The 17,927-nt window shown below is 65.5% G+C and carries 19 protein-coding genes; 5 read left to right on the plus strand and 14 right to left on the minus strand.

What is annotated here, in order from left to right; translation table 11 throughout:
• Positions 1 to 64 precede the first annotated feature (64 nt).
• The 3 genes from QH196_RS17205 to QH196_RS17215 form a co-directional block, all read right to left on the minus strand.
• Entirely contained in the window at positions 65 to 1,021 is a 957-nt protein-coding gene (locus QH196_RS17205) for a TIGR03564 family F420-dependent LLM class oxidoreductase (RefSeq protein ID WP_280416814.1), read from the minus strand.
• A 90-nt stretch (positions 1,022 to 1,111) separates the two neighbouring features.
• Positions 1,112 to 1,513 (minus strand): cobalamin B12-binding domain-containing protein, encoded by a 402-nt coding sequence (locus QH196_RS17210; protein ID WP_280416815.1) that lies wholly within the window; start codon positions 1,511 to 1,513, stop codon positions 1,112 to 1,114.
• The gene (locus QH196_RS17215; protein WP_280416816.1) at positions 1,513 to 3,090 is read right to left on the minus strand and encodes a methylmalonyl-CoA mutase family protein; all 1,578 of its coding nucleotides are present in this window, start codon (positions 3,088 to 3,090) and stop codon (positions 1,513 to 1,515) included. The genes QH196_RS17210 and QH196_RS17215 overlap by 1 nt, the downstream gene beginning before the upstream one ends.
• A 75-nt stretch (positions 3,091 to 3,165) precedes the next feature.
• Between QH196_RS17215 and QH196_RS17220 the strand changes: the two genes are divergently transcribed.
• The gene (locus QH196_RS17220; protein WP_280416817.1) at positions 3,166 to 3,996 is read left to right on the plus strand and encodes an SDR family oxidoreductase; all 831 of its coding nucleotides are present in this window, start codon (positions 3,166 to 3,168) and stop codon (positions 3,994 to 3,996) included.
• An 84-nt stretch (positions 3,997 to 4,080) separates the two neighbouring features.
• On the opposite strand, the gene QH196_RS17225 is transcribed toward QH196_RS17220, so the two are convergent.
• Positions 4,081 to 4,998, minus strand: a complete 918-nt coding sequence (locus QH196_RS17225) for a TetR/AcrR family transcriptional regulator C-terminal domain-containing protein (RefSeq protein ID WP_280416818.1) — start codon at positions 4,996 to 4,998, stop codon at positions 4,081 to 4,083.
• A gap of 133 nt (positions 4,999 to 5,131) precedes the next feature.
• On the opposite strand from QH196_RS17225, the gene QH196_RS17230 reads away from it, so the two are divergent.
• Together QH196_RS17230 and QH196_RS17235 are read left to right on the plus strand one after the other, a co-directional pair.
• Complete coding sequence (locus tag QH196_RS17230) at positions 5,132 to 6,532, plus strand: amidohydrolase family protein (RefSeq protein ID WP_280416819.1); 1,401 nt, start codon at positions 5,132 to 5,134, stop codon at positions 6,530 to 6,532.
• Positions 6,529 to 8,049 (plus strand): MFS transporter, encoded by a 1,521-nt coding sequence (locus QH196_RS17235; RefSeq protein ID WP_280416820.1) that lies wholly within the window; start codon positions 6,529 to 6,531, stop codon positions 8,047 to 8,049. The genes QH196_RS17230 and QH196_RS17235 overlap by 4 nt, the downstream gene beginning before the upstream one ends.
• 120 nt (positions 8,050 to 8,169) lie before the next feature.
• Here the strand turns inward: QH196_RS17235 and QH196_RS17240 are convergent, their stop codons facing one another.
• Entirely contained in the window at positions 8,170 to 9,003 is an 834-nt protein-coding gene (locus tag QH196_RS17240) for a class I SAM-dependent methyltransferase (protein ID WP_280416821.1), read from the minus strand.
• 90 nt (positions 9,004 to 9,093) lie between these two features.
• Between QH196_RS17240 and QH196_RS17245 the strand changes: the two genes are divergently transcribed.
• On the plus strand, positions 9,094 to 9,672 hold the full coding sequence (locus tag QH196_RS17245) for a TetR/AcrR family transcriptional regulator (protein WP_280416822.1): 579 nt from the start codon (positions 9,094 to 9,096) through the stop codon (positions 9,670 to 9,672).
• 85 nt (positions 9,673 to 9,757) lie between these two features.
• Here the strand turns inward: QH196_RS17245 and QH196_RS17250 are convergent, their stop codons facing one another.
• Entirely contained in the window at positions 9,758 to 9,961 is a 204-nt protein-coding gene (locus tag QH196_RS17250) for a zinc-ribbon domain-containing protein (RefSeq protein WP_280416823.1), read from the minus strand.
• A gap of 192 nt (positions 9,962 to 10,153) precedes the next feature.
• Here QH196_RS17250 and QH196_RS17255 point away from each other — a divergent pair, with 192 nt between their 5' ends.
• Entirely contained in the window at positions 10,154 to 10,579 is a 426-nt protein-coding gene (locus QH196_RS17255; RefSeq protein WP_280416824.1) for a hypothetical protein, read from the plus strand.
• Positions 10,580 to 10,664: 85 nt separating this feature from the next.
• On the opposite strand, the gene QH196_RS17260 is transcribed toward QH196_RS17255, so the two are convergent.
• The 8 genes from QH196_RS17260 to QH196_RS17295 all read right to left on the minus strand — a co-directional run bounded on the left by QH196_RS17260 (position 10,665) and on the right by QH196_RS17295 (position 17,900).
• Positions 10,665 to 11,864 (minus strand): cytochrome P450, encoded by a 1,200-nt coding sequence (locus tag QH196_RS17260; protein WP_280416825.1) that lies wholly within the window; start codon positions 11,862 to 11,864, stop codon positions 10,665 to 10,667.
• A 33-nt stretch (positions 11,865 to 11,897) separates the two neighbouring features.
• Positions 11,898 to 13,079, minus strand: a complete 1,182-nt coding sequence (locus tag QH196_RS17265; RefSeq protein WP_280416841.1) for a cytochrome P450 — start codon at positions 13,077 to 13,079, stop codon at positions 11,898 to 11,900.
• 68 nt (positions 13,080 to 13,147) lie between these two features.
• Positions 13,148 to 13,345 (minus strand): ferredoxin, encoded by a 198-nt coding sequence (locus QH196_RS17270; protein WP_280416826.1) that lies wholly within the window; start codon positions 13,343 to 13,345, stop codon positions 13,148 to 13,150.
• A 43-nt stretch (positions 13,346 to 13,388) separates the two neighbouring features.
• Complete coding sequence (locus QH196_RS17275; RefSeq protein WP_280416827.1) at positions 13,389 to 14,228, minus strand: SDR family NAD(P)-dependent oxidoreductase; 840 nt, start codon at positions 14,226 to 14,228, stop codon at positions 13,389 to 13,391.
• A gap of 36 nt (positions 14,229 to 14,264) precedes the next feature.
• Positions 14,265 to 15,155: an alpha/beta fold hydrolase gene (locus QH196_RS17280; RefSeq protein WP_280416828.1), complete on the minus strand. Its 891-nt coding sequence runs from the start codon at positions 15,153 to 15,155 to the stop codon at positions 14,265 to 14,267.
• Between the two features lie 184 nt (positions 15,156 to 15,339).
• Positions 15,340 to 15,951 carry an NADPH-dependent FMN reductase gene (locus QH196_RS17285; RefSeq protein WP_280416829.1) on the minus strand — a complete coding sequence of 204 codons (612 nt, stop codon included), beginning with the start codon at positions 15,949 to 15,951 and terminating at the stop codon, positions 15,340 to 15,342.
• 61 nt (positions 15,952 to 16,012) lie between these two features.
• On the minus strand, positions 16,013 to 17,002 hold the full coding sequence (locus QH196_RS17290; protein WP_280416830.1) for a cyclase family protein: 990 nt from the start codon (positions 17,000 to 17,002) through the stop codon (positions 16,013 to 16,015).
• A 22-nt stretch (positions 17,003 to 17,024) separates the two neighbouring features.
• Positions 17,025 to 17,900: a coniferyl-alcohol dehydrogenase gene (locus tag QH196_RS17295; RefSeq protein WP_280416842.1), complete on the minus strand. Its 876-nt coding sequence runs from the start codon at positions 17,898 to 17,900 to the stop codon at positions 17,025 to 17,027.
• Positions 17,901 to 17,927 lie beyond the last annotated feature (27 nt).

A 17,927-nucleotide genomic window follows, 5' to 3' on the forward strand; every position in this document is an offset into this window, starting at 1 on the left:
CGAGGCTCCTTCGGCGCGGGCTCGCGCGTTTCCCGGAAACCCTGGCGAGGGCGGACTGATCGCTTCATCGCAGGTCTTTCGCGATCTGCGCGATCATCTCGCGGGTCCGGCGTTTGGAGGCGACCAGCTCGTCACGGTTGTCCCCGATAGGCAGCAGGCGCACGGACAGGTCGGTCGCGCCGGCTTCCGCATAGCGGCGCAGGCCCGCCGCGATGGCTTCCTCGTCGCCGGCGATGCAGATATCGCCAATATCCCTGGCCTCACCCTTTTCCAGGAGCCGCTGGTAGTTCGGGGAAACTTCGGCTTCACCGAGGATGCGGTTGGCGCGTTCGCGGGCGGTATCGATCTCACCGGAAGCGCACAGGCAGATGGGCAGGCCGGCAACGATACGCGGGGCTGCGCGGCCGGCATCGGCGGCGGCCTTGGTGATCCGGGGAACCACATGATCGGCAATGGCACGTTCATCGGCCATCCACAGGATCGTGCCGTCGGTGTGCTCACCCGCGATCCGCAGCATCACCGGTCCGAGCGCCGCGATCAGCACCGGCAGCGGGGCCACCGGTCCGAGATCCAGCTGGTTGTGCACGGTGAAGCTGCCGTTCGAGACCTCCACCGTCCCCGGCCCGCTCAACGCCGGATTCAGCACCTCGAGATAGTCGCGCGAATACGCGGCCGGCTTCTCGTAGGGCAGACCGAGCATGTCCTGCACGATCCAGTGGTGCGAAGGCCCTACTCCCAGCGCGAGCCGGCCGCCGGCCACGGCATGTGCGGACAACGCCTGCCGGGCGAGGGCAATCGGGTGCTGTGCCTGTAACGGCACCACCGCGGTGCCGAGTTCGATCCGCTCGGTTGCCGCGCCGAGCAGTGCGACCGTCACCAGCGCGTCGAAATCCGTGGGGATCTGCGGAATCCACGCGGTGTCCATACCGGCCGATTCGGCCCATTTGATGTCGTCGACCATCCGGGCGGCCTTACGCACGGTATCGCCGCGCTCGGGACCGATCATCACACCGATACGCACGGTTCCTCCACTCTCACAAACGAATTAAGGGGAGCCGCCGCCCACCGTCACGGCGGCGGCTCCGAACCCGGACGCCGGGCGTCCAGGAGATCAGGACGGGGCCGTGGTCCCGGTGAGCTCCCGCATCGCGGTGACCAGGACGTCGAGCGGGGTGCCGGTCGGGAAAACCGCGGCGGCACCCACCTCCTGCAACTTCTCGATATCGCCCTGCGGGATGGTGCCGCCGACGACCACCGCGATATCCCCGGCGTCGGCGGCACGCAGGGCGTCGACCACTCGTTTCGTCAGGGCCACATGGGCGCCGGACAGGATGCTCAAACCCACTACGGCCACGTCTTCCTGCACCGCGATCGAGACGATGTCCTCGATACGCTGCCGGATCCCGGTGTAGACCACCTCGAATCCGGCGTCGCGCAGGGTGCGTGCGACGATCTTCGCGCCCCGGTCGTGGCCGTCCAGACCGGGTTTCGCGACCAGTACGCGTGCGGTCATCAGAACACCACCGGTTGCCGGAATTCGCCCCATACCGATTTGAGGGCGGCGGTCATCTCGCCCACCGTGCAGTATGCGTTGGCACAGTCGATCAGCCGATGCATGAGGTTGTCGTCTCCTTCCGCGGCCCGCGACAGCGCGGCCAGGGTGTCGCGTACGGCAGCGGAATCCCGTTCGGCCTTCACGTTGGCCAGCCGTTTCAGCTGGGTTTCCCGGCCGTCGGCGTCCAGTTCGTAGGTAGAGATCTCCGGGGCCGGTTCGTCGGAGACGAACGTGTTCACGCCCACCACTGGTTTCGCGCCGGATTCGATCTCCTTGTGCAGTTTGTATGCTTCGTCGGCGATCAGGCCCTGCAGATAACCGTCTTCGATCGCCCGGACCATCCCACCCCGGTTGTCCAGGTCGGTCATGATCTCCTTGATCGCCTCCTCCGTTTTGTCCGTGAGCGCCTCGACGAAATAGGAACCACCCAGCGGATCGGCCACCCGCGTGACACCGGTTTCGTAGGCCAGGATCTGCTGGGTGCGCAACGCCATGGTCGCCGATTCCTCGCTGGGCAGCGCGAACGGTTCGTCCCAGGCCGCGGTGAACATCGATTGAACGCCACCGAGTACTGCGGCCATCGCCTCGTAGGCGATGCGGACGAGATTGTTCTGCGCCTGGGGGGCATAGAGCGAGGCGCCACCGGCCACACAGCCGAACCGGAACATCGACGCTTTATCCGTTGTCGCGCCGTAGCGTTCGCGCACAATGGTCGCCCAGCGGCGGCGGCCCGCCCGATACTTCGCGACCTCTTCGAAGAAATCGCCGTGCGTGTAGAAGAAGAACGAGATCTGCGGGGCGAACTTCTCGATACTCATCCGGCCGCGTTCGACGACGGTATCGCAGTAGGTGACACCGTCGGCGAGGGTGAACGCCATCTCCTGGACCGCGGTGGCGCCGGCATCACGGAAATGCGCGCCCGCCACCGAGATCGCGTTGAACCGCGGAACCTCCGCGGCGCAGAACTCGATGGTGTCGGCGATCAACCGCAGTGAGGGCTGCGGCGGCCAGATCCAGGTACCGCGGGAGGCGTATTCCTTGAGGATATCGTTCTGGATGGTGCCGGTGAGCTTCTCCCGTGGCACACCCTTCTTCTCCGCCGCCGCCACATAGAAGGCGAGCAGGATCGCGGCCGTGCCGTTGATGGTGAAACTGGTGCTGATCTTGTCCAGCGGGATGCCGTCGAACAGGATTTCGGCGTCGGCGAGCGTATCGACCGCGACACCGACCCGCCCGACCTCCTCCCCCACTTCGGGATCGTCGGAGTCGTACCCGCATTGAGTGGGCAGGTCCAGGGCCACCGACAACCCGGTGCCGCCCTGGTCGAGTAAATAGCGATAGCGCCGGTTGGACTCTTCGGCCGTGCCGAATCCCGAGTACTGCCGGAAGGTCCACAGCCGTCCCCGGTAGCCGGTGGCGTAGTTGCCCCGGGTGAACGGAAACGCGCCGGGCGCGGGCGGTTCGGTATGCCGGTCGGCCGGCCCGTAGACCGGTTCGAGCGGGATACCCGAGGAGGTATGGACTGCATCGTTCATCGTTGAATACGATACTTGCAGAAAATGAGAATGCCAATACCGCTTCGTGCGAACGCGTAATCGACCAGGAGTGATATGTCGACCGAGCAGCAGAACCTCACCGACCGGACCCTGGTGGTCTCCGGCGCCAGCCGCGGTATCGGACTGGCCATCGCCCTGTCCGCGGCGCGCCGGGGCGCGAATGTGGTACTCCTGGCCAAGACCGCCCAGCCCCATCCGAAGCTGCCGGGCACCGTGCACACCGCAGTCGCAGATATCGAGGCGGCCGGCGGTAAGGCGGCCGCCGTCGTGGGTGATGTGCGGGAGGAAGCCGATGTGGCGCGGGTCGTGGAGACCGCACTCGAACGCTTCGGCCGCATCGACTACTGCGTGAACAACGCCAGCGCCATCGCCACCGACCCCACCGAGAACCTCTCGGCGAAAAAGTTCGACCTGATGCAGCAGATCAACCTCCGCGGCACCTTCCTGCTGACCCGGGCCTGCCTACCGCATCTGCGCCAGGCCCCGAACCCCCACATCCTCACCATCGCGCCGCCGCTGAACACCAGCCCGCGCTGGCTGGGCGCCCACCCCTCCTACACGCTCTCGAAGTACGGGATGACGCTGCTGACGCTCGGCTGGGCCGCGGAATACGCCGACGCCGGAATCGCCGCGAACTGCCTGTGGCCGCAGACCTATATCGCGACCTCCGCTGTCGCGAACCTGCCCGACGGCACGAACCTGCTGGAATCCTCCCGCAGCCCGCAGATCATGGGCGATGCAGCCGCCGAAATCCTTTCCCGCGAAGCCAAGTTCAACACCGGCAACACCTACATCGATGCCGCGGCGCTTCTCGAGTCGGGCCGCACCGACCTGTCGGAATATGGCGGCGGCGCGAATCCGATTCCCGATATGTTCCTCGACTGAAGCAGTCGGCACCAGAGCACCGTGGTGGGCGATCCCGTTTCCTACCAGCACGTACCCGCCGCGGGTTTCGGCACCCCCCCGAAATCAGGGATGCTGCCGGCGATACTGTTGCCGGGCCTCGAGCCCGTCCAGATAGTGCCCGAGGGCGAGTTCGAATGTTTCGTCCACCCCGGTGAGGCCGAATGTTTCAGTGGGCAGCATGTTCAGTTCGGCGAGCCGGCGGAAGTCGGCGCCATGGAGCAATTCGGATGCTTCGGCGTCGATTGTCGCCCACCACTCTTCGTTGCGCAGGCGGCTCTGTTGTTCGGCGCGGACTTCGTGCAGCACCCCCAGAGCCAGGCCGTGAACCAGCGCCGCCAGGGCCAATGCGGTGCGGACTCGTGTCGGCGCGTCGAGCCGTAGTTCGGCGAGGGCTTCGAGGGCCCATTCGGTGTGCAGCATGGCCTCCGGGGCCAGCGGTGGACGGGTCACCAAGGTCAGCTCCGCGAGCCAGGGATGAGCCCGATACAGCCGCCATTGCCGTCGATAGACTGTTTCGAGTCGCTCGCGCCATCCGGCAGGCATGGGGTCGGGTAGCGGACTCGACTTGAAAACGGTGCGGACCATCAAAGTCTCCAGCTCGTCGCGCCCTGCAACGTGCCGGTACAACGACATGGGGGACACTTTCAACACGCCGGCGAGTTTGCGAATCGACACCGCCTCCAGGCCTTCACGATCGGCCATCTGAACAGCCATGCCGAGGACTCGATCCCGAGTGAGGGCCGGGCGACTTGTCCCGTGACCACCACGGACCACGGTGCCGGAACCGGTCCGGGTGGTTACCAACCCCTCGTCCCGAAGGATCGCCAAGGCGCGGCTCGCCGTCGCCATGGCCACTCCCCAGTCGCGTACGAGCTGGCGGGTGGACGGAATCCGATCACCGGGCCCGAGCTTTCCGCTGACGATTTTCTGCCGCAACGCTGCCGCAATTCGCTGGGATGGGAGGTCATTCAATTCGGGCACATCCGAAAGTGTACTAGTGCACTGGGGCGGCGGACTGGGCGCTGACTTTCCTTTCGACGCGCAGACGGGCAACAGTAGAAGGAAGTGCACTGCATGGACTTTCGTGTGACTAGTGCGTAAATACGCTGTACTCATGACACATACCGAGATCGTTGCATACGTCGGCGCTACAGTGATCGACGCTACCGGTGCTGCGCCACGGCCCGACCAGACCGTGATCGCGATCGACCGAATGATCACGACGGTGGGGCCGTCGGCGCAGGTTCCGATTCCGGACGGAGCTCACGTGCATGATCTGCGAGGCAAGTACCTCATCCCGGGTCTCACCGATATGCATGTGCACAGTGAATCGGAGACCGATGACCCGAGGCACTTCGCCGGCTTGTACGTCGCCAATGGCGTAACCGCCGTACGGGAGATGTGGGGCCGGCCGGTGCTTCACCGGATCCGCCAGAAGATCGAGTCCGGCGAGATACTCGGACCACGGATGACCATCGCCAGCCCCCTCCTCGACGGCAACCCCGGCTTGTGGTCCGATGTCCCCGATACGCCGATCGTGACCATCAGCTCCCCCGGACAGGCACGACGGGCCGTATCCGAGGCGATCGACTCCGGCGCGGATTTCATCAAGGTCTACTCGCGACTCGCGCCCGACGCATACTGGGCAGTTCTTGCCGAGGCACACCGCCGGGATATCCCCGTAGCCGGCCATCGATCGGACAATGTGCCGTTCTTGGAGCAGATCGAATCAGGTCAGCGATCATTCGAACACATGTTCGGCATCTGGGCTGCGACATCGTCGGACGTCGAGCGGCTCGAAGCCGCGCTGGCCGGGATCGAGACTTCTCCGGAGTTCCACCTCGGCAGCTGGTTACGCCAGGTCGGCCAGATCGAGTCGGACGGTATCGCCTCGTACGACCACGCTGCGGCGGGTTCGTTGTTCGAACGGCTCATAGCGGCCGATGTCGCGTGCACGCCGACCCTTGCGGTCCACGCGGTCGTCGATCGGCCCGAGTCGTTCCGGCTCGACGACGAACGGATGGACTACATGGTCCCGCACACTCCGGAGTCCTGGGACTTCCTCAGAACACATATCTACTGCGGCGGCGGCCGGCCGGCCGAGGAAGCCGCGTATTACAGCGATCTGCTCGACTGGCGCCGTGTCACCGTGGGTGCCATGGCCGAGGCTGGGGTCCGGTTGCTCGCCGGCACGGATTCGGTCGGCCCCGGCTTGTTTCCCGGTTTCAGTCTGCACTTCGAACTCGAGCAACTCGTCGCCTCCGGCTTGACCCCGCTGCGGGCCCTGCAATGCGCGACCCTGGAACCTGCCAGGTTCCTGGGTCGCGAGGATTGGGCCGGCACGGTCGAGGAGTGCCGTGTCGCCGACCTGGTGATTCTGGATGCCGATCCATTGGCCGATATCCGAAATACGCAGCGAATCCATGCCGTTGTCGTCGACGGATACTACCTCGGCCCCGACGAGCGGAAGCGCCTGCTGGCGACCGTGCAGGAGATTGCGGGCGGCGACCGGTGAACAGCCCGGCCCGCATCAACGCATCCCCTCGTGACTGGGCCGGACTGGCAGTGCTGGTGCTCCCCGCGCTGCTGGCCTCGATGGATCTCTCCGTACTGTTCATGGCGTCACCGTCGATCAGCGCGGACCTGAACCCCACTGCCGGCCAGCTGCTTTGGATCATGGATATCTACGGCTTCATGATGGCCGGCCTGTTGACCACCATGGGCAACCTCGGCGACCGGATCGGGCGACGGAGACTGCTGATCATCGGCGCGTCGGCGTTCGGCGCCGCCTCGATCCTGTCCGCATTCGCCTCCAGCGCGGAGATGCTCATCGCCGCGCGTGCTCTTCTCGGCTTGGGCGGCGCGACTCTTGCGCCGTCCACCTTATCGCTCATCCGCGGAATATTCCTCGACGAGACTCAACGACGCCTCGCCATCGGGGTCTGGACCAGCGCGTTCATCGGCGGTGTTTCGATCGGCCCGATCATCGGCGGTCTTCTACTGGAGCATTTCTGGTGGGGTTCGGTCTTCCTCGTCAACGTCCCGGTCATGGTGTTGCTGTTGATCGTCGCACCGCTGCTGATTCGCGAGTCCCGCGACCCGGAGCCGGGCAGATTCGATCTCCTCGGCGCGGCACTGACGCCGTCGTGGATCCTGCCGATCGTCTATGGCATCAAGAAGATGGCCGAGGGCGGCGTCGACTGGATTGCCCTTGTACCGATCATGGTCGGTGCGGCCTTCTTCGCACTCTTCGTAGCACGTCAGCTGACTGCCGACAGCCCCATGATCGATCTACGCCTGCTTCGCCGGCCCGCGTTCGCTGGTTCGATCCTGTCGAACGCTGTCGTTGTCTTCGCCGCTGCCGGGACGGGTTTGCTGACGGCGAGCTACACCCAGACCGTTCTCGGCTACACGCCACTGACGGCCGCATTGTGGATGCTGCCCACAGTCGCCGGAAGTTTCATCGGTGCGGCTTGTGCCTCCATGCTTGCGCGAACCACCCCTACAGGGATCCTGGTCGCCCTCGGGCTCCTGATCGCAGCCGCCGGATTTGTCGGCATCAGCTTCGTCACTCCGAGCTCACATATCGGCACACTGGTCGCCGGCTACAGCGCGCTGACGCTCGGAGTCGGCCTGACCGCCACCCTGGCGACCACCCTCGTGCTGGCCACGGCGCCGCCGGAGAAGGCAGGTGCCGCATCCGCGCTCGCGGAGACGAGCAGCGAATTCGGAGGCGCACTCGGTATTGCCGTTCTCGGCGCTGTCACCGCAACGATCTACGGCGCCGCGATGCACGCCTACCCCACATCGGCAGAGAACTCGGTCGAATCCATCGGAGCGGCTGTTGCCGTCGCCCGGAGCCTGCCGGACGCGGTTTCGGCGCAATTCCTCCAGCAGGCGTTCGCCGCGTACACCGATGGGTTCATCGTTGCCGCCCGCCTCGGCGCCGCTGTCCTGGCGATCGCAGCCCTGGCCATCGGCTTATGTCTGCGCAACGTGCCCATCCAGCAGATATTCGAGGCACATGAGTAGGCAAGGACGCTGATCGGTCCAGAAGTCAGTGTTTCGCCACGCCTGGCCGAGTCCCGATGCTGGCGCTTTGATCATTCTCACTGCGGAGCGGGCGTCGAGAACTCAATTGACCGGCCACCGTCACACTCGCCGGGCCACTACCGCGAAGTTCAGCGGGATCCGGGGCGCGCCGGGCGGAAGAGTCCAGCCCTGCGCGCAAGGGACGAGATCCGGGAAGGCGCGCCAATCCATGTACGGCAGCTCGTGGACCGCTTCGATCCGCAGTCCGGCGGTCAGCAGCGAACCGATGATCTCGCCGAGGTCGTGCCGCCATTCGTGGACCGTGGTCTGGGTGATCTGCCCGGCCGAGTTATCGGTGTAGCTACCCGAATCGGTATAGGTCCGGGGGCCGGTTCCACCGAAATAGTCGTCGGTGATCTGCCAGGGCTCGAAGTCCATCGCACCGAGGATCGGATGGTCGTCGCGGATCATGAACACCGCGCCGGGGGCGAGGAGGTCGTGGATCGAGCGGGCCCAGCCGGCGAGGTCGGGCAGCCAGATGATGGTGCCGGCACTGGTGACGACGAGATCGAACTGCCGCTCGATCAACGCGGATGCGTACCGCGCATCGCCTTCGACCCAGGTGATCTCGCGGCCGTCGGCCCGGGCGATGCGGTCGGCATGGTGCAGCGAATTGGGTGAGAAGTCGAGACCGTAGACATCGACCGCGCCGAGGCGCGCCCAAGACACCGTGTCCGTGCCTATGTGGCATTGCAGGTGGAGCAGGGATCTGCCCCGGATACCGTTTTCCGGCAGGTGCGGGGTCAGCACCGAGAGGTCGTTGCGCACCACCACGGAGACGTCCTCGGGGTCGGCCAGGAAGGCATCGACGTCGTACATCTCGGACCGCCGGTGCACATCGGCCCGTTCGTCCCAGTTCGCGCGGTTGGCGGCTACGGCTTCGGCCTCGTCCATGATCGGCTCTCCTCGGTGGTCGGATGTCGTACCGCCGATTTTGTATCACACGTGTGATGTAACCCGAAAGCGGTTTTCTAGACTGTGCCCGTGCCTATCCGGATCGATGCCGATGCTCGACGCCGCCATATCGTCGATGCTGCCCTGAACCTCATCGTGACCGGCGGCCCCTCCGCCGCGACTTTCCGCAAAGTCGCCGCCGAAGCCCGGTTGAACATCGGCTCGGTGCGCCACTACTTCGCCGACCACGAAGCGCTGGTCGTGGCAGTGGCCACCGAAGTCGGCGACCGGATGGGCCGGCGCCTCAGCCGCCACACCACCACGCCGCCCGGCGACCGCGCTGCGGCGAAACGCCACCTGCTGCGACTGCTCGAAGAATTGGTCCCCCTGGACGACGAAAGGCACCGCGAAGCGGTCATCCTCATGGAGGTCATCGCCGCCGCACGTATCAACCTCGCGTTCGAACCCGTCGTCCGGCAGATGGCGGCGGACCTACGCCAGGTCCTCGTCGACGCCCTGGCCGCCACCGGCACCCCCGCCCCCGAACACCACGCCGTACACCTGGCCGCACTCATCTCCGGCCTCTCCTTGGACGCCGTCACCCCACACGGCTCGGTCGACCGCACCACGATTCGCGCCGTACTGGAGCAGCACGTCGCAACACTCTGACCCGGTGAGAGTTGCCGGCACGGCAGCGGTATCGCCCTCGCGCACGCACCGGGCAGCGCAACGACGAACGCGGCCGGTGCTTTTGTCAGGCTTCGATCGCGGCGCCGCAGATACCACAGACCTCCAACTGACGGCGCTTCCACCGGGCGACCGGCACGAAGAACAACGTGAACTGCTTGAACTCCCGCACGCGCTGCCACTGAGTCGTGTTGTGGCAACGCGGACAGGTCCGTGTCTGCCCGAAGCCCAGGTTCTGCCGCTTGGTCCCGAAACCGACGATGAAGAACATCAGCCCAGCGTAAAGGGCACCTGGGTCCGCCGAGCGTGAGCGGCGGTGACCGGAAACCGAACAAATGCCTCGACGCCACATACCCCCGGCACACACACTTGCGATATGGGCTTTCGTAATCCCACCGGCGCGGCGGACTCGGCGCCCGTGCCGTTACGGCGACCCAGCACAACCCTGAGGAAAGGTATCCGCATGCATGAGGATCAGCACCGCACGGAACAGGCTGCGCTGGACTTGACCGTACGGTGCCTGGGCCGGATCGCAACAGCGAACCGACAACTGGCCGCTGACGCGATCCTGGCGGAGATACCGTGGTCCCGGCGACTGCCCGAGGAATTTTCGGAGGCAATGATCACCGAACTCCTCGACGACCTGGCCTCCGCGGCGGATACGGGGCATCGGCTTCCGTTCCTGCGCAATCTGATCGCATGGGAGCACACAGCCGATATCTACACGGATCCGGCGCTGGTAGCGCAACTGAGTGGACCGTTCGACACAGCCGACTTCATCGATGTCGCCCGCCCCGGCAGGCCGCGCCCGGCTACCGGTTACGTCTCGAGCGACGATCCGCGGTGGGCCGAGGACGGAGTTGACCAGTCGCCCGGCTCCGGCACGTGAGCACCGCGGATACCGGAAGGCATTGTCGGTGACCCCGCCGGGGCGGAGAAGCGATCGACCACTTCTGCCCCGGCAACCTGTTAGGTCAGAACGATGCCGGCATGCTTTCCCAGCCGCGCACTGTCGAGGTGGGAGAGAGTTTGGCGTTCGTGAGGTCCGTGTCCCATTCGGGGAAGCGTTTCAGGATTTCCTCCAGGGCAATCCGGCCTTCCAACCTCGCCAGCGCGGAACCCATGCAGAAATGGGTGCCGACGCTGAAGGCGAGGTGGGGTTTGCTTTCGCGGTGGATATCGAAAACATCGCCGTCGGGGGCGAATTGGCGGTGGTCGCGGTTGGCGGCGCCGATGAGCAGCATCATGGCGCTGCCTTCGGGGACCGTGTGCCCGTGGTATTCGATATCGCGGGTGACGTAGCGGGCGACATGCGGGGCCGGGGGTTCGAAGCGGAGTAGTTCTTCGACGGCGGCGGGGATCAGGGACGGGTTCCGGACCAGTTCGCGGCGCTGGTCGGGGTGTTCGGCGAGGACTTTTCCGGCCCAGCCGATCAGGCGGGTGGTGGTTTCGTTCCCGGCGCCGGAGACGACGTTGATATAGGTGAGGATTTCGTCGCGGGAAAGGTGGCGCAGGGTGCCGGTCTCATCTTCGAATTCGACGTTCAACAGTTCGGAGATGATGTCGTCGGAGGGGTTTTCGGTACGCCAGTCGACATACTTCTCGAAGAGTTCACCGCTGACCATGCCCTCCGTGGAGGCCTTCATGGGCTTGCCCTCTTCGGTGCGCATCTGCTCGTTGGCGAAATCGCGGACCGCTTCCTGATCCTCTTCCGGAATGCCGAGCAGCATACCGATGGTGCGCATGGGCATCTGGGCGCCCAGATCGGCGATGAAATCGATGTTCCCGGTGCCGACCAGCGGGTCCAGGCTCCGGCAGCAGAATTCGCGGATCTTCGCCTCGAGTGCGGAGATCTTGCGCGGCGTGAACATCCGCGACAGCAGTTTGCGGTGCATGGTGTGGATCGGCGGATCCTCGAAAATGAGGACACCGGGAGGTATCTCGATATTCGCCTTGATCAGCTCGATGATCGCACCACGGGCCGAGCTGAAGGTTTCCTTGTCGATCAGCGCGGCATTCACGTCGGCGAACCGGCTCAATGCGTAGAAATCATGGGTTTCGTTGTAGTACAGCGGTTTTTCCTCGCGGAGCCGCTTGAACATGGGATACGGGTCGGCGTTGAGCTCGACATCGTAGGGATCGTAATAGACATCAGTGGGCGCGGTGGTCGTCACAGCTGAGTCTCCTTTCGGCGCAGTTGTCCGGGTTCACCACGTCACCGGCAGGCGGTACAGACCGTAGGCCAGTTTGTCGTGTTTGAATTCGACCTCGTCGAGCGGAATCGCGAGCCGCATGGACGGGATCCGTTTCAGCAAAGTCCGGAAGACGATCTGCAATTCCACGCGGGCCAGCTGCTGGCCGACGCACTGGTGCGGGCCGAAGCCGAAACCGACATGCAGGCGGGCGGGGCGGGTCAGATCGAGGGTGTCCGGGTTGGGGAACTGGTTCGGGTCCCAGTTCGCGGGCGCGAGGTCGATGATCACGCCCTCACCGGCCTTGATGGTGTGCCCGCCGATCTCGATATCGTCGAGTGCGACGCGGCGCTGCCCGTTCTGAATGATGCTCAGGTAGCGCAGCAGTTCCTCGACCGCGTTGGCGACGACCTTGGGATCGTCGGTATCACGCAGCAAAGCCAGCTGATCCGGGTTCTCCAGCAGTGCAAGTGTGCCCAGCGAGATCATATTCGCGCTTGTCTCGTGACCGGCGATGAGCACACCGGTGCCGATCTGGGCGGCTTCCTTCATGGAGATCTCGCCGGCGGTGACCCGCTCGGCGAGTTCGGTGACCATATCCTCGGCCGGATTCTCCATTTTGGTTTTGATCAGATCGATCAGATAGCGGGCCAGACCCACTCGCCCCTTCGCCGATTCCTCGGCGGTGGCGAAACGCGACACACCGGTTGTCGCGTGTTGCTGGAAGAATTCGTGGTCTTCATAGGGCACGCCCAGCATTTCGCTGATCACCAGCGAAGGTACCGGCAGGGCGAGCGCTTCGACGAGATCCGCGGGCTGCGGGCCGGCGAGGATGGCATCGATATGGTCGTCGGTGATCTGCTGGATCGCCGGGCGCAGTGCGTCGACCCGTTTGACCGTGAACGGTTTGGTCATCATCCGGCGGAAACGGCTGTGTTCCTCGCCGTCGGTATTGAATACCGAGCGGGCCCGGTGATTCACCATATCGAGCATGCCCTCGTTCCAATGCGGGAAACCGGGCTGGTGATCGTCGGTACTGATCCTCGGGTCGGCAATCAGCGCTTTGAGTTCGGCGTAACCGGTGACCAACCACGGAGTGCTGCCGTCCCAGATCCGGACGCGGGACAGCGGACGTTCGGTCACCAGGCCGAGGACCTCCGGCGGCGGCGCGAACGGGCAGCCGGCGGCCCGTTCCATCGGATACTCCAGGATCGCTCCGGGATCGGAGGCGGCGTGGGTCTCGGACTCAGACGTGTTCGTCACTGTCACTCCTCGTGGACGTGGATGGCCATGGCGGGGCAGACGGCGGCGGCTTCGCGCACCTCGTCGGCGAGATCGTCCGGTGGGTTCTCGTCCAGCAGCACGACGATGCCGTCGTCCTCGCGCTGATCGAATACCGCGTCGGCCGCCATCACGCAGTGCCCGGCGGCAATGCATTTCCCTTGTTCGACGGACACTTTCATGAGGTCCTCTTTCTGGGGTGAAGGTGGTCGGGGCTGGGGCCGCTCAAGATTTCGGGGCGGCGGAACCGTTGGCCGCCTCGGCACTGCGGCGCAGCACGGGTTTGCCGGCGGTGGTGCCGCCGTCCACGGCCAGGACGGTGCCGGTCAGGTAGCGCGATCGGTCGCCGGCGAAGTAGACCGCGGCCTCGGCGACATCCTCGGGGGTGCCTTCGCGTGGCAGGGGGCGGTCGCGGTTCATCATGTCGCGCATGGCGCGGGTCATCCGTTCCGCTTTCTCCGGCGACATGGTGCTGGAGGCCTTGGCCAGCAGGTCGGTGGGGATATTTCCCGGGGCGATACAGTTCACCCGCACGTCGTACTGGGCGAGTTCGATGGCCGCGGATTTCGTGAAATGGATGACGGCGGCTTTGGAGGCGCGGTAGGTCATCACGCCGCCCCCGGCCTGTACGCCGCCCACCGACGACAGATTGATGATCGATCCGCCGCCGTTGCCGGCCATATGCCGGGCCGCCAGCCGGGTTCCGGCCATCACGCCGAGTACGTTCACCGACATCACGTGCTGGAAGTCGGCGAAATCGTCGTCCAGGATGCTTTTGTGCATTTTCCCGGAGATACCGGCGTTGTTGCACATGATGTGCAGACCGCCGAACTCCTGGACGGCAAGGTCGGCGAGCTGGGCGACCTCGTCGGGATCGCCGGCGTCGGTGACGCGGAACAAGGCAGCGGCCCCGCAGCGGGCTGCCAGGGCCTGCCCCTTCCCGGCGTCGATATCGCCGACGACCACGCGGGCGCCTTCGGCAACAAACCGTTCGACCATGGCGCTGCCCAGCCCGGACGCGCCGCCGGTGACCACCGCGACCTTGCCCGCCAATTCGTTACCCATGCGCTGCATATCCTTTCGTCACGAAACCCCTGCTCCTCATCCGCTGTGTGCGTACTGCGCTGCCGTTGTGGCGCGCGTCTGCCGGCCCAGGAAATCCAGGAGCAGCGGGTTCACCGCGTCCGGGCGTTCGATCTGCGGGCAGTGGCCGGCGTCGGCGATCACCGCGGATTCGGCGTCCGGGATCCGGGCGGCGACCTCGGCGGCCCAGCCGCGGGGCAGCAGTTTGTCGGCGCCGCCTTCGAGTACCAGGGTCGGTACCCGGATCCGTTCGAACGGCCGGTCGCCCGGCGCGGGCGGTGCCTCGGCACCGGGGCGCCGGAAACGCGCCGCCGCGATCGCCTCCCAGGCACCGGGTCCGGTCGCGGAGTCGAAGCGGCGCCGCACATAGTCCTCATCGGCCGGGTACGCGGGCGAGGCGAACAGGGCGGTGACGATCGCGCGCATGGCGGGCAGGGTGGCGTCGAAATCGTAGAGGGCACGCATATGCTCGTTCGCCTGGATCTGCCCGCCACCGCAGATGGTCACCATGGCGCGCACCGGCAGGCGCGGATTCGCGGCGGTGGTATCGGCGAGCAGATTCACCGCACCCATCGAATTGCCCACGAAGAAAGCGGATTCGATACCGAGTACCGCACAGAAACGCGCGATATGCCGGATCCGCATTCCGCGGCCGTCGGTGAAATCGACGACTTTCGCGGAATCGCCGTAGCCGAGCATATCGGGGGCCAGTACGCGGTAACGCTGCGCGAGCGCGGGAACGACGTGTTCCCAGGCCAGTTCGGCACTCGCACCGAACTCGCCCCCGTGTAGCAGCACAACCGGCTCGCCCGCACCAGCTTCGAGGAAATGGGTACGCAGCCCATCGACCTCGATCGAACGATGCTCATACCCGGAAACCACCGTTCCCGGGTGGCCCAACTCGCTCATGCTCCGCCCCTCCCGTATCGCTGTGGCCGGCGATCGGTCCCGATTCCGGCGCGGACGTCGTGGGAGCGGATCCGGCGATATCCCGCTACCGACGCTGGACCTGGCTCACTCATGCGGTGTCCATGGGGCACGAGCGAGCACCCTGCGGAGATCCGCTCCGCTACCGCGTCCGGGCCTGACTCGCTCATGCCGTGCCGATCGGTTTGGCGCTGGTGAGTACCTGCATTGCGAGCAGCTCGAGCTGACCCTGCACACCGGTGTCGATAAGGGCGCCGGTGTCGTCCCAGACCTTTTCGGCCGAGTTGATCGCGACCCCGATCGGTGTGGGCCAGGCCCGCAGCGCATGCCCGATACCGCGCAGCTGGCCCAGTGTCCCGACGGCGGCCTGCCAGCCGTAGGCGCAGGTGATACAGCCCCAGGGTTTGTTGTCCAGGTAGACCGTGGGATCGGTGCGCATATCCTCGACATAGTCGAGGGCGTTCTTCACCAGGCCGGAGATGGCACCGTGGTAGCCGGGTGAGCCGACGATCACGGCATCGGCCGCCCGCAGCGCCTCGACCAGGGCGGTCGCCTCGGGGGTTCGCACCGGATCGTGCGGGTTGTACATGGGCAGGTTGATCTGTGCACCGCTGAACAGCGCGGTACGGCCACCGCGGTGCTCGACGGCGTCCAGGCAGTGCCGCAGCGCTCGCTCGGTCGACGAGCCGGCGCGTAGTGTGCCGCCGAGCCCGACGACGAACGGTTGCCGATCCGTCTCCGGTGCGTTCCGGTCCATCATTGTGCTTCCCGCGGTCATCGTCGGTGCCCCTGACTGTTGTCACTCACTGTCCGGTCCGGTTCCCAGCGCATCACCGCTCCTATTTGATGGCGATCGGGTTGATCGGTGAACCGACCGCGCCCACTACGCGCAGCGGCGGGGCGATGAGCTGGAATTCGTAGACGCCGTCGGCGGCACAGTCAGCGGCCAGGGCGGTGAAATCCCAGTATTCGCCGAGCATCAGGCCCATATCGCGCAGGCACAGCATATGCATTGGCAGGAACGTGCCCTCGACCCCCGAAACGGGATTCTCGACCATGAGGTTATCGGCGGCCACGGCCGCGATCTCGTGGTCGTGCAGCCATTTCGCGCAGGTCCAGTCCAGACCCGAATAGGGTTCGGCACCGTCCCCGGCTTCGAGGAAGCGGTTCCACCAGCCGGTGCGGACCAGCACGATATCGCCGGATTCGATGGTCACCCCCTGGCGTTTCGCGCATTCGTCGAGTTCGTCGCCGGTGATCGGCTCCCCGACCTCGAGGAAGGTTTCCGCGCCACGGTATTTCACCAGGTCCAGCAGCACGCCGCGGCTGGTGATCCCCTTGCTGTCGACCTTTTCTATACCGCAGTGGAAGGCGCCCATACTGGTGACCGAATCGGCCGGGAAACCGTTGTAGAGCTTGTCGTCGTAATAGACGTGGGAAAAGGCGTCCCACTGGGTGGCGGCCTGCAACGGCATGATGAGCATATCGTCGTTGAACCGGAACGGATTGTCGGCGAAGAATCCGGCCAGTTCGCCAGCGACGGAATTCTGCAGCCATTTCGGGCCGTACTGCGTGAGGGTTCCGGCGTCGCCGCCGTCGACGGTCATCACATGCGTGGGATTGGCCCGGAATTTGAACGCGCCCTGCGGGCCGTTGGAGCTGAAATCTATACCGAGCGGGAAAATCTTTCCGTGCCGGACCAGTCCCGCCGCGGCGGCGACCTTCTGCGGGGTGATGAAATTCAGCGTGCCGAGTTCGTCGTCGGCGCCCCAGCGGCCCCAGTTACGCACGGTGTCGCCGAGTTTGTAGAAATCGGTCAGAGATGCCACGTTGCCTGTTCCTTCCAGCTGCTTAATTCCGCTCGCCCGGGACCGCCCCGGCGGATTCGGGCGACCCCGCCCCGGTGGTCTGCGGGGGTGGACCAGCCAGTTCACCGGCCAGCCGTGCGGCGAGGTTGCCGCCGTCGACCCACAGCACTTGGCCGGTGATGTAACCGGCGGCGCGGCTGCCCAGGAACAGCAGTGCGGACGCCTGTTCGACGGGATCGGCGGACCGGCCCAGCGGTTTGGGGATCCCGTCGAGATAGTCCTGGCCGTATGCCGAACGCAGCTGGTCCAGGATGGGGGTTTCGGTGACGCCGGGGCCGGTGCAGTTCATCCGGATCCCGCGGCGCGCGAGCTCCACCGATCTGCGCACGGTGTAGAGGATGATTGCCTCTTTGGACAGCCGGTAGCCGCCGTCCGCAATGGCTTCGGGGTTCGCGGTACACCAGGCGATTCCCTGCTCCATCGAGGCGGTTTCCAGCAATCCGTTGACCGCCCAGCGGTTTTCCAGGTATCCGGAGGCGGCCAGCGAGGAGACGCTGACCACCGCCGAACCCGGTTCCATATGCGGGACGAGCGCTTCGGTGATATGCCGCATCCCGAGAAAATTGATGGTGGCGACGCGCAGCGGATCGCCGATCCCCGAGGAGACGCCGGCGATGTTGAACAGGACGTCGACCTCGGTCCCGACCGAGCGTGCGGCCCGGTCGATGGACGACGGGTCCGCCTGATCCATCTCGTGGAACTCGTCGAGTTCGGCGCCCGGGCGCAACCGGTCGAGTCCGACGATCTCGGCGCCGAGATCCCGCAACTGCGTCACCAGGCAGGCGCCGATACCGGAGGCGCAGCCGGTCACCACCACCCGTTTACCGTCGAAACGCCACCGCCGGTCGATCGAATCCACCTCGGGCACCACGCTCTCCTCTCCCGC

This window comes from Nocardia carnea (assembly GCF_029868325.1).
Taxonomy (GTDB): Bacteria; Actinomycetota; Actinomycetes; order Mycobacteriales; family Mycobacteriaceae; genus Nocardia; species Nocardia carnea_C.

What these genes read in the sequence shown, in the direction of transcription:
- QH196_RS17250 (WP_280416823.1), bottom strand. Translation starts at nt 9,961, where the DNA reads ATGTTCTTCATCGTCGGTTTCGGGACCAAGCGGCAGAACCTGGGCTTC.
- QH196_RS17220 (WP_280416817.1), top strand. Translation starts at nt 3,166, where the DNA reads ATGTCGACCGAGCAGCAGAACCTCACCGACCGGACCCTGGTGGTCTCC.
- QH196_RS17285 (WP_280416829.1), bottom strand. Translation starts at nt 15,951, where the DNA reads ATGACCGCGGGAAGCACAATGATGGACCGGAACGCACCGGAGACGGAT.
- QH196_RS17255 (WP_280416824.1), top strand. Translation starts at nt 10,154, where the DNA reads ATGCATGAGGATCAGCACCGCACGGAACAGGCTGCGCTGGACTTGACC.
- QH196_RS17240 (WP_280416821.1), bottom strand. Translation starts at nt 9,003, where the DNA reads ATGGACGAGGCCGAAGCCGTAGCCGCCAACCGCGCGAACTGGGACGAA.
- QH196_RS17270 (WP_280416826.1), bottom strand. Translation starts at nt 13,345, where the DNA reads ATGAAAGTGTCCGTCGAACAAGGGAAATGCATTGCCGCCGGGCACTGC.
- QH196_RS17280 (WP_280416828.1), bottom strand. Translation starts at nt 15,155, where the DNA reads ATGAGCGAGTTGGGCCACCCGGGAACGGTGGTTTCCGGGTATGAGCAT.
- QH196_RS17275 (WP_280416827.1), bottom strand. Translation starts at nt 14,228, where the DNA reads ATGGGTAACGAATTGGCGGGCAAGGTCGCGGTGGTCACCGGCGGCGCG.
- QH196_RS17230 (WP_280416819.1), top strand. Translation starts at nt 5,132, where the DNA reads ATGACACATACCGAGATCGTTGCATACGTCGGCGCTACAGTGATCGAC.
- QH196_RS17210 (WP_280416815.1), bottom strand. Translation starts at nt 1,513, where the DNA reads ATGACCGCACGCGTACTGGTCGCGAAACCCGGTCTGGACGGCCACGAC.
- QH196_RS17265 (WP_280416841.1), bottom strand. Translation starts at nt 13,079, where the DNA reads ATGGAACGGGCCGCCGGCTGCCCGTTCGCGCCGCCGCCGGAGGTCCTC.
- QH196_RS17215 (WP_280416816.1), bottom strand. Translation starts at nt 3,090, where the DNA reads ATGAACGATGCAGTCCATACCTCCTCGGGTATCCCGCTCGAACCGGTC.